Below are 11,699 nucleotides of genomic sequence, written 5' to 3'. Positions count from 1 at the left end.
GCTACACCTATTATTTTAACTTAATTGAAATGGTTTTTCTTTAGCTTCATAAGCTTGGTTTATAAATTTTCTACTGTTATGTAATTCATCACCAATATTAATATTATAGTTAGATAAAAATTCACTTATTTGATTCATTCGAGCTGTTACCATATTTACTTGCATAAATACACTTTGTTCAATAGAACCGAAGTTTATTGACCATTCTTTAGGCTGTTTAGGGTTACTTACTTGGAATGCATTTATATTAAAACCAAAAATTTTTTCTTCATTGTTTTTATAAAGGTATGTAGCACCAGAAAGATTATCTGGAATTGCATCAATATTTAATGCATTATCAATTAAATGATTTGGAAAGTTTTTTTGAGCATTAGTGTAATTTTCTCTTTGTGCATTACTAATGTTTTGTGCTTCAGCATATGTTTTTTGCGAATATGCACAAAGGAGTCTTAGTTTTCCTTTATTAAGCATTTCATATAAAATATTTGCTCTTTTAGTTACCATTGCAATTCTTTCTGGTGTTTTTGCAACATCTTCTACAGCAAATGTAATATCTAAAAGGTTTTTATCGGGCCCCGCTAAAATTGGGGAAGGAACGTTATTTCATGAATAACGCATACTGCTTCAGTAATATATTTTTGTTCAACTAATCTTGAAAGTGTTGATTCAAAACAAGCTTGTAAATCAACATATAAAGTCTTTAATTTTTCATCGTTTATATTATTAGAAATACTTTGATTAGTGCAAAGTTGTGAAAGCATTTCGCTAATTTTAGTTTTATATTCGCTAGGATTATTTGATTTGTTTGCAAATAATTCGATAGTTTTATTCATTTCATTTAAAAATAAAACATCTTGAATTTTAGACATAATAATTCTCCTTACTTTGACAAAGTGGAGATAAAATTATAAAGGTTTATAATGCGTTAAGCAAGGATAGGTTAATTAATGGTTCTTATATGAAAAAGTGAGGGTAAATAATGACTATTACCCTCACTTAAAACCTTTAGAACTTTAAATGATTTTATTATAATTTCGCACTTATACTTAAAGTCGGGTTTTGACAAACAGTACTTCTGACAGATTTTTTAACAGAAGTTTTGGGTGCTTCAATTTTAGCATTAATAGAATTTAATCTTTCAGAAAAAGTGTTAAATTTCTCTTGTAGCGATATTAGATAATTATTATCAAAAAGTTTATAACGCAGTTTGCCGTTATTCTCTAAAATATCTATCAATCTTACATTGCTTGTTAACAAAAGCTCCTCTTCATACTTTAGTACATCCGATGGTTTTAAACTTCTATCTTTAAGTTTTGAAACTAGGGTGTTTAATTTATTATTTATATAGCTGCCATTTTTACCATTTAAATTGAATAACACTTTATCCCAAAATTCTATATCACTAATAAGTATAGCAAGTTTCTCTCTATTAGCTTCATTGCTTAGATCTTTTAAAGAAAAGGGGTTATCAATAAAAGATTTGAAGTTGTTTAGAAATGTTTCTAATGTTTGGTTGTTTCTTTTATCTTGAATGGTTTCTATATTTTTAATATTACAGTTTTTTATTACATTAGGGTTTACAGGTAAATGACTCCATTTATCCAAAGATATTAATAAAGGTTTCTTTTTAAACCAGTTAAAAATATTAAATAAGCTACCCTCTTTATTAAATACTTCAAATACACTATAAAGGCCACCAATCCCACTAGTGATGGTTCCTGTTACTAATGCCACAACTTTCTTAATAATCATAAATATCTCCATTAATTTTAGGAAATATTACATTAATATTAATAATATGTCAAGCAATAATTAATTTATTTACTTAATTTATAGAATTATTTGAAAAATAAGACTTTCTGCCTTTAATAATCTCTTCCACTACTTTCGGGTCGGCAAGGGTGCTTGTATCTCCAATACTTTCAAATTCACCTTCAGCAATTTTACGTAAAATTCTACGCATAATTTTGCCAGAACGTGTTTTAGGAAGATCAGTACATATTTGAATAAAGTCAGGAGTCGCTATTGGGCCTATAATTTTTCGTACCCAATTTTTAAGTTCTTCTTCAGTATCAATTGTGGCTTTAATTCCTTGTTTTAGAACAACGTAAATATATATTCCTTGGCCTTTTATATCATGCGGGAATCCTACTGCCGCAGCTTCAGCAACATTAGAGTGAGCTACTAAAGAGCTTTCAAGTTCCGCTGTACCAATTCTATGACCCGAAACATTAATTACATCGTCTACTCTTCCTGTAATCCAATAATAACCATCTTTATCTCTTTTTGCTCCATCGCCTGAAAAATAATAACCTTTAAATGGTGCAAAATAAGTTTCATAAAACCTTTTATGGTCACCTAAAATTGAACGAGCTTGACCAGGCCACGAATCTTTAATACATAAATTACCCTCACCTTCACCAATAACTTCTTTACCGTCCTTATCAATTATTACAGGAGTAATACCAAAAAATGGTTTTGTTGCCGAACCAGGCTTTAAATTGGTAGCTCCAATAAGTGGGGTTATTAATATTCCGCCTGTCTCAGTTTGCCACCACGTGTCAACTATAGGGCATTTTTCTTCTCCGACAGTTTTATAAAACCACATCCAAGCTTCTGGATTTATTGGCTCACCTACAGAACCTAGCACTCTTAAACTTTTCCTAGAAGAAGATGTTATGAATTTTTCTCCTTCGCGCATTAATGTTCTAATTAGAGTAGGTGCGGTATATAAAATATTAACTTTATATTTATCAACTATTTCCCACATACGAGAAAAATTAGGGTAGGAAGGTATGCCTTCATAGATTACACTTGTTGTTCCATTACATAAAGGGCCATACACCACATATGAATGTCCAGTCACCCAGCCGATATCAGCAGTACACCAATAGATATCATCATCCTTACAATCAAAAATATATTTATGAGTAAGTGAAGCGTAAACTAAATAGCCACCAGTAGTATGTACTATACCCTTAGGTTTATTTGTTGATCCCGAAGTGTAAAGTATAAATAAAGGATCTTCAGCATTCATTGGCTCAGGTCGGCAAATTTCGTTAGAATTTATGCTAACTTCATTAAATAAAATGTCGTGGGGTAATTTAGTTGTTTCTAAATTTAAATAAGGTATAACTAATACCTTTTCAATAGTTTTACATTCATGAACTGCTGAATCGACATTGGCTTTTAATAGAATTTCCTTACCACCTCTTTTACCGCCATTTGAAGTTATTATTATTTTAGCTTTAGTATCAATTATTCGATCACGTAATGAATTAGATGAAAAGCCTGCAAAAACTACTGAATGAACGGCACCAATTCTACTACATGCAAGCATTGCATAGATTGCTTCAAAAATCATGGGCAAATATATGATTACTATATCGCCTTTTTTAACTCCTAGGCTTTTTAGTACCAGGGAAAATTCATTTACTTTATTAAATAATTCTTGATATGTAATAGATTTTGTTTGATTAGGTTCGTCGCCTTGCCAAATAAAAGCTGTTTTTTCTGCCTTTTCTGGTAAGTGGCGGTCAATTGCATTATAACATGTATTTAAAATACCATCTTCAAACCATTTAATATCTAAGTCATCGCTATTAAAAGAAACATTTTTTATTTTCGTAGGTTCTTTAAACCAAGTTATATTTTTGGCTTGTTCAATCCAAAATTTTTCAGGGTCGTCAATTGAAGAATTATATAATCTTAAATATTCTTCCTGATTAATATGTGCTTTACTGCTGATTTCCGGGTTTATTTTAATAATATTTGATTCATACATATATTTTACTTTTTTCTTTTAATTCTGCTAATATTAATAGAGTATTTTCCAATACTTAAAAAATCAATACAGTCTTTTTTGTTTATTCAAAAATTACATTTTAATTGACATCTAACATTACTCGCTTTTCTAATAAGAGTAATATGTGAGTTAAAATTTTTACAGGCAAAGTTTATGAAATTTGGTAATTCCAATAATCTTGATAGCAAAAAAAATATTGTAATCGTAATTGGTAATGAAAAAGGTGGAGCAGGTAAAACTACTACTGCTATGCATACTATTGCAAGCTTATTGAGCTTAGGGTTTAAAGTTGCAAGTATAGACGTCGATTCTAGACAAAAAAGCTTAACTCGTTATATAGAAAATCGAGAATATACTAATAAAAAAACTAATAGTTTGTTAATGCCAAATCATTTTTTAATTCCACCGGTAAATGATGAAAATCAAGATGCAAGGCATAAAGAAGAAGAGAGATTATTTTTAGAGGCACTTAATAAAGCAAGTGAAGAATGTGATTTTATAGTAATTGATACACCAGGAAATAATACATATCTTTCAACACTAGCGCATTCACATGCAGATGTAATTGTAACCCCAATTAATGATAGCTTTATTGATTTAGATGTTTTAGCTAAGGTTAATCCTGATAATTTATCGATAGAACGACCAACTCATTATAGTGAAATGGTTTGGGGACAAAAAATGCGTAGGGCAAGTGTTGCTCAAGAATCTATCGAGTGGATAGTACTTAGAAATCGTTTAAGTAATATTGATGCTAAAAATAAAAGAAATATGACAGAAGTTCTTAATAAACTATCTGCAAGAGTTGGATTTAAACATATCCCAGGTTTTTCTGAAAGGGTGATTTTTAGAGAATTATTTTTGCAAGGCTTGACTTTACTTGACCTAGCGGCGCAAAATATTAGTATGACAATGTCTCATATTGCTGCAAGACAAGAATTAAGAGCTTTTTTAAAAAATTTAAACTTGAAAAAAGTAAATGAAGCTCTTAATAATTCAAATCTGCTTGCCTCACGACATGTTAATGAAATTGAACAAGAAGAATTGGCTTAGATTTAATGTTTACAAGCATAATTATAATTGGATTATTAGCAATAATATATATTACTAATAAAGATAAAATACCTTACCAATATAAAACCGCAATATTGGCACTGATAGTTTCTATTTTTTTTCTAAAATTCGGAATAGCTTTTTTAATTATAATTATGTGTTTAATATTTGCTATATCAGTGCTTTATTCTAAAAAAAATACAGATTTTCATTTTCACGATATGAATTTTTTCAAACACTATGAAAATATGTATAAAAATTGGCAGCATGAACATTTTCCTAATAAAACTCAACAAGGGATAACTAAGGAAGAGGCATTGAAAATTTTAGGGCTAAAAGAGGGGGCTTCAGAAAAAGAAATTAAAGCAGCACATGTAAAGCTAATAACTAAATATCATCCAGATAAAGCAGATGGGTCTGAATATTTCGCTCAAAAAATTAATCAAGCGCGTGACATATTATTAAAATAATTATTAAATAATAAACTTTCATTGCAATTTATTAAAACGCTCTTAATATGTTTAAGGCAATTAAATATAAGGGGGTTTTTTTGAAAGGCAATGTAGATTTAACTTTCAAGGAAGAAATTGAAAGATCTAAAAGTGAATTAAATGATCATCTGAATACAGTAGAATCTAATCTTAAGAAAAATAAAAAACCTTTAAAAGATAAATGGGAAATTAGCGAGTTAATTTTTGAAGAAAATAAGTTTAGAATCCAACTACTTCTAAAAGAACTTAAAGAAATAGGAGTGGAAGATAAATTAATTATAAATAATTTGCCCACAAGAATTATAGAACCTTTTGAAAATATCGACCAAATATATAATCATATCGATGAAGTTATAACTAGTATTTTTATTAAAGAAAATAAATCAAGTTTAAAAGAATTTTGCGGAGAATTTTACCTAAAACTACTTAAAGATTCAGGTTTAGTAAATTTATCCCAGTTAAAAAAAAATATTTCAATTGATGAATTAAAAGTATTTTTCCCTTTTCTAGCTGATCAACAATTTAAACATATAGAAAGCTATATTGAAAAGTATAAAATAAATTATGACAATGAATTATTAGAAACAATAATTGAATCCCTAAAAGTAGAAGTTCAAAGGTATTTTGATTTAGTAGGAGATCAAAAAGAAGAATACATTAAGTTCAATAATAATTTTGTAAATATTTTTATTGATAGCTTATTTAAAATTAAAAAAATTGAATTTAATCACTTTAACTTTGCTAATTCTCTTATGAATGGAGAAAGAAAAGCAGCTCTTAAGATGATTAATCCTACCAATCTAAATATGGGACTAAATATTGGATTTAGTGCTATAAAAAATAAATTACTACCAATAATTAGTAATAAAGCGACAAGAGAATCTATTTATTTACTTTTTACGGAGGAAAAGTTTATAAATTTGCTAATACAAGTTACTCCTAAATTAGAAGAAGTAATAATTAATAATAAGGAAGTATTAAGCGCAGTTTTGGCTTCTTTAATTACTAAAAATATTGTTATTGAACCCTCAGAGAAGAAGCTTTACGCAACATATAGCGCTCAAAGAGAGCGAATATATAATGATATAAAAGAAATAATAGATAACAAGATTAATAATATTATAGAAGGATTTTTTGGCGCTTTAAAAAAATGTAAAGGTGTTGAAAAAGAAATATTAGCTAAAAACATAGCTTTAGGGGTAAATAATTTAATAACAAAGTTTAGCGCTGATAAAATATTCAATGAAAACTTTAATGCTGTTTTTCAAATATTAACTAAAACCAGTCTACTAAAACATAATATTTTTCATAGTGATTTTGCTTTATTATTAAATAAACTCGCAGTTTATATAAAAGTATTAAATCAAAAAGATTATACTATATTAAATAATCAAGTAGAGAATTTCGGTAATTTGTTTTTTGTTACTGCCCAAGGAATTCAGTTAGGTAGAAATTGCTTGGAAATATTTAAAGAAGAAGAAATTGTTGCTAAATTTTTACCCATTATTCCTATTTTTAAACAACTCACAGGAAAATTAACTGCTAAAGAAGAAAAGTTAAAATTAGCAAATAAATTTGCTCGTTTAATAGCGGTTGAAGATCAAATTATAAAAAAACTTATTACGCCAGAAAATAAATGGTTAATAAGTGGAATTTTAAATGAAATTGAAGGTGCTGTAAAATTTCTAAAGGCTTATAAATTTTCTAGTAAAACTAAACTAATTCTAAAGGGTTTAGAAGGAAGTAAGTTAAATAGATTAAATATTGATAATATTTTTAATATATTTGATTTAGTGGTAAATAAGAGCGAAGATGAAATTAAAAGGTTTCTTTATAAAATTATTATAAAAAATGCTGAAAAAGAAAACAAACTTGATAAAAAAAATGCTGAAAAAGCTTTTATAGCCAAGCTTTTGGATGAAATCTCTTTAAATTTAGATAAGGTCCTTGATAGTAATAACGCTTACGTATTTAAAAATTTAGTATCATTTTGTCGACAGCATAATATTGCAGGCTATATAAGTCATAAAATAATTAAATTTTTGCCTGTAAGTAATATTTTTAAAGCTGAGTTAAGCTTAAAAACATTAATAAATGATAATCTTTTTGAGGCTTTAGAGCAGTTTTTCAATAAATTATCTGATCAAAATTTAAATATAAAATTTAATTACAGTATAAGGATGGTTTTAAAACCTCTCGCTTATTTAATACAGATGCCATATATCGAAAAGTCAGGTTTACAATTAGAAGAATTTTATGAAAAAAATAAATTTGTAAATAATAAAATTAAGGAAACAATACCTCAACTTTGTAATGCTTTCGCCAATTTAGAGGTTGATACCTTAAATATAATTTTAAGTGAAAATATTTTAAGTAGCACTATAGAATTTTTATTTGAATATATAGTTCCCAATTATAAATTAACTAAAGAACTTGGAGATCTTAAAATTTCTCTTTTAAATTCATTACCTAAACTCGCAGGTAATAAAGAAAATCTCTCTTTTTTATTAAAGGAATTAAATAATATCGCGCAAGGAAATTTAAGCGATAAACCAATTTTAAAGATATTTGATAAATTAATTGAATGTAAGTGCTTTGATTTAATTGATATCACCATGCTTAAAGGTCTTCATATTTATTCTTTATTTCATAGTAGAATTGATTTTGAAATAGAAAATGCCGTTAGGGAAAATACTAACCATCCGACTCAACATCATTCTTTAACCAAAAATATGTTACATTTATTATTAGGGATCGCTAATAAGCTTGGACAGAAAAATCTTTTATCTAATAATCATAAATTTATAAGGCAAATCATAAGTGATTTTGAAGATTTAATTTTATTATCTAGTTCTAGTAAACAAAACATTGAAGCGTCTAAAAAAATAAACAAAGAAAAAGTAAGGTTCAGTTTAATAAAAAATATTGTAATAAATTTAGATAAAATTTTAAAAAATACTAGTAAAAGCAATGAGTTTGAAAAAGAAATAATATTAGAAATTAATAGTTTTTTAAATCAAAATAGTCAAGAAATATCAGTATTTATTGAAGAAATTATAAAAGAAAAGCTTACTTTATCTTATGGCGTACCTTATTCTTTAAAAAATTTTTTATCAAGTCAAAATATTATTTCAAGTTTAAGTGTTTATTCAATTAAACTTTTAAGCAGCGTTTTAAATAATATTTATGATGAAAATAAGGTTTTAAATTTAGACGATATATTAAAATTCATAGAGAAACCTAAAACTAACTTTAAATTAATTCAGCATTTAATTAAGAGTAATAGAAAAGCGGTTGAGAGTCTTTTGTTATCTGTTAAAAATGATACTACATTAATGTCCCATTTAAAAAATGTATTAAAGAAAAATGTACCATATATAAGAGAAGAAGAATTAAACGCTTTAATAGATAAAGTTTTTAATAATGAAAAATGTCAAAATAATTTGTTTGATTTTATTGAAAATAAATTTAGTTACTCATTTATTGGATATTTAAAAACTATAGTATTTACGTGTAATAATATTGGGAAGATAAGATTAATTAAAAATATTATATATGCAATTCAAACAATTATTTATAATTTATATTTAAGCTATTTTACAAGACAAGAAGTTCAATTAGCGACAGCTTATAATCATATAAATAAAATTATACAAAATGCTGAGATAGATAATTTAAAAGATTTTGTCGATGAAGTAGATAAATTTATTGAGAAAAATTGCACTTCTTTTAGTGATAGTTTATATATAAGAAACTATATTAATTATAAATATATTTGTAATTTAGATTTAACTAAATTTTCTCTATCTTCCTTCAAATTTAATGTGGAGCTTGTAAATGTTACGTTAGATTTAAATTGTATAAGGGGTGCTTGGTTTAATAAAAGGGTGAATTTTACTAAAATAAAATTTAAAGATTTAGAGGCAAATAATAAGGAGAATATTATTAAACATATGGAAAGATTCATAGGTTTGATACAAGATAAACATGTAATTGTAGATCGCTCTGCTTTAAAGACTTTAAAAGAATTTTATTGTCAAAAACTAAACAAAGATCAAGATTTACTAGGTGTTTTAGAGAAGAGATTTGATGAATTAGAACATGAACTTGTTAAAAAGGTGATAGAATTGGAGATAAGTTTATAAACTTATCTCTTTTACTACTTAACTAGCAATTTTAAAATTTTGTATAGGTCTAGAGTTAAATTTAATTAAATTCCTTAAAGCAGTAATTTCGTCAATTGAAGCTTCAATTGGTTTATCCATAACTAACCAATTTACTCCTTCAGTACAAGGAGGGGTTGTTAAAGAGCCTACATAGTTATAAATATTACTATTATTAGGCAATAATCTACCTAAGTTTATATTTGTTGAATTTTCTGGAATATTTTTATCGGGATGATAGTTTAATAGTTTTTTAATTTCCGAATGTGACTTTCCTTCTTTAATTAAAATTCCAATTACTGCAAGAGTGTCGTCTTCATTTTGATGTACCAGATGTAATTCCATATCATATTTTTTACTATTAAGGGTATGTTCACTTAAATTATGAAAATGAAATTGAACTAAATTATATTTTTTATCATTAATTAAAATATAATTTTGATTGTTTTGTTTCAGTTTTAAAGCTGTACCTTTATTATCAACAATTTGCTCTGGCTTTAAAGATGAATAAAAATATTTCAGATTTTTAATTTTATTTAAAGAAGGGGTTATGTTTATTGGAGATTGAGAGTTGCCATTGTGACAATGGTTATAATCACTTGAAAGATTTTCCCAATTAGTTGGGACAAATTCATTTTCATAATACATATAAATATAATTATCTGATAAGGCGTTAAAAAATATAGAAAAGAAAATTAAGGTTAAATGCGTTAAAAAATGCTGTAATTTAATAATATTAAACATCTGAATTATCCTTATGAAAAATTTTTATCAAATAATAAGTCTATTTATACGGAATCATTTTAATTCCATATATATTTATAATTAAAATATTAATTATTTCAACCGATAAAGCTTTGCTTAAATTCCTTAACATTAAATTCTGCTACTTTTTTAAAACTTTTATGTTTATTAAAATATTTTTTCTGTCTTGTAGCACTATTACCATGTTTTAGTATAGTAAATAAGTAAGTAAAATATTCTTGATAACCTAATTTTTCCGATACTTCATTTAACTGATTAATTATATTTATAAAATCTTTTCTTATAGGAATAGTCTCACCGGAATTGTTCTTAATTAAATCCATTTCAAAACCATAACGCATAGCACGCCATTTGTTTTCTCTAATAAGCCATAATGGGATGTATTCTAATAAACCAAGATCTTTTCTTTGTGCATTTGATAAGTTTTCATACCAATGTGCTAAAGTATGGATAAAAGCAACAATAGCTAGCAATTCATTTAAGGTGGCTATTCCATCACATACTCTTATTTCTAGCGTGCCGAAATCTGGGCTTGGTCTTAAATCCCACCATAAATCTTTTGTTGATTTGATTGCACCGCAATTTATAAGGGCATTTACTTGTTCTGATAAATCATTCCAATCATACATCCATTGGCAATGACCGCTGGTTGGTGAAGCTTCAAAAATACTAAGTCTAGAAGAACTTAAACCGGTATCTTTGGCTTGCCAAAAGGGAGAACTTGCAGAAATAGTAATTAAATGAGGTAAAAATTTCTGGAATAAATTCATAAATTTAATACATTCTTCTCCTGATTTCATCCCGATGTGAACGTGTAAGCCAAAAATAGATAATCTTCTGGCAATCCATTGGTTTCTATCAATAGAATTTCTATATCTTTCAGATGGGAATAATTTACGTTCTACATAACGAGCAAAAGGGTGTGTGCCAGTTGTAGCGCATTCTACGCCTATTTGTTTACAAATATTATATAATAAATTTGTAGTTTGTTTTATATCTTCTTTTACCTCGTGAACATTATTGCAGATTCCAGTATTAATTTCTAACATACTTTGAAAAAGCTCAGGTTTAATTTTCTCTGCATTATTACATAATTTTAAGATCTCTAAAGCCTTTGGATATAAATTAAAATTATTAGGATCAATAAGTTGTAATTCAATTTCTACACCTAAAGTTAAATGTTTACTCGGTTCAAAGAATAAATCTGCCATATTACCTCAAAATTATTATTAAAATATTTACCATCCTTATAAAGCACTTAGTAATTTTATATGTGGGTTAATAAGTTTATTTAAAAACGAGCAAACTTCAAAGAGATTTTAAAAGTTATTTTTAAAAACATTGTTCATTGAAATGTAATAGGGTGCTGTGATACGGTAAAATCGCTAACTAACACTTATATATTAATGATATAGAAGTAGT

The 11,699-nt window shown here is 26.7% G+C and carries 9 protein-coding genes; 3 read left to right on the top strand and 6 right to left on the bottom strand.

Features of this window, described 5'->3' with window-relative positions:
* Positions 1-15: 15 nt before the first annotated feature.
* From J0H68_06015 to acs, 4 genes are all read right to left on the bottom strand, one after another.
* Positions 16-504, bottom strand: a complete 489-nt coding sequence (locus tag J0H68_06015) for a hypothetical protein (GenBank protein MBN8828245.1) — start codon at positions 502-504, stop codon at positions 16-18.
* Positions 505-578: 74 nt separating this feature from the next.
* Positions 579-869: a hypothetical protein gene (locus tag J0H68_06010; GenBank protein ID MBN8828244.1), complete on the bottom strand. Its 291-nt coding sequence runs from the start codon at positions 867-869 to the stop codon at positions 579-581.
* A 157-nt stretch (positions 870-1,026) separates the two neighbouring features.
* Positions 1,027-1,752 carry a hypothetical protein gene (locus J0H68_06005; GenBank protein ID MBN8828243.1) on the bottom strand — a complete coding sequence of 242 codons (726 nt, stop codon included), beginning with the start codon at positions 1,750-1,752 and terminating at the stop codon, positions 1,027-1,029.
* Positions 1,753-1,825: 73 nt separating this feature from the next.
* On the bottom strand, positions 1,826-3,784 hold the full coding sequence (gene acs / locus J0H68_06000) for an acetate--CoA ligase (GenBank protein ID MBN8828242.1): 1,959 nt from the start codon (positions 3,782-3,784) through the stop codon (positions 1,826-1,828).
* A 174-nt stretch (positions 3,785-3,958) separates the two neighbouring features.
* On the opposite strand from acs, the gene J0H68_05995 reads away from it, so the two are divergent.
* The 3 genes from J0H68_05995 to J0H68_05985 all read left to right on the top strand — a co-directional run bounded on the left by J0H68_05995 (position 3,959) and on the right by J0H68_05985 (position 9,494).
* Positions 3,959-4,858: an AAA family ATPase gene (locus tag J0H68_05995; protein ID MBN8828241.1), complete on the top strand. Its 900-nt coding sequence runs from the start codon at positions 3,959-3,961 to the stop codon at positions 4,856-4,858.
* Positions 4,859-5,079: 221 nt separating this feature from the next.
* The gene (locus J0H68_05990) at positions 5,080-5,328 is read left to right on the top strand and encodes a J domain-containing protein (protein MBN8828240.1); all 249 of its coding nucleotides are present in this window, start codon (positions 5,080-5,082) and stop codon (positions 5,326-5,328) included.
* An 80-nt stretch (positions 5,329-5,408) separates the two neighbouring features.
* Positions 5,409-9,494: a hypothetical protein gene (locus J0H68_05985; protein ID MBN8828239.1), complete on the top strand. Its 4,086-nt coding sequence runs from the start codon at positions 5,409-5,411 to the stop codon at positions 9,492-9,494.
* An 18-nt stretch (positions 9,495-9,512) separates the two neighbouring features.
* Here the strand turns inward: J0H68_05985 and J0H68_05980 are convergent, their stop codons facing one another.
* Both J0H68_05980 and J0H68_05975 read right to left on the bottom strand, forming a co-directional pair.
* Positions 9,513-10,256, bottom strand: a complete 744-nt coding sequence (locus J0H68_05980; GenBank protein ID MBN8828238.1) for a carbonic anhydrase family protein — start codon at positions 10,254-10,256, stop codon at positions 9,513-9,515.
* Positions 10,257-10,354: 98 nt separating this feature from the next.
* Positions 10,355-11,488 (bottom strand): YbdK family carboxylate-amine ligase, encoded by a 1,134-nt coding sequence (locus J0H68_05975; GenBank protein ID MBN8828237.1) that lies wholly within the window; start codon positions 11,486-11,488, stop codon positions 10,355-10,357.
* Between the last annotated feature and the right edge of the window lie 211 nt (positions 11,489-11,699).

Source organism: Sphingobacteriia bacterium (assembly GCA_017304685.1).
Lineage (GTDB): Bacteria > Pseudomonadota > Alphaproteobacteria > Rickettsiales > 33-17 > JAFKLR01.
This window is presented reverse-complemented; position numbering and strand designations above follow the sequence as displayed.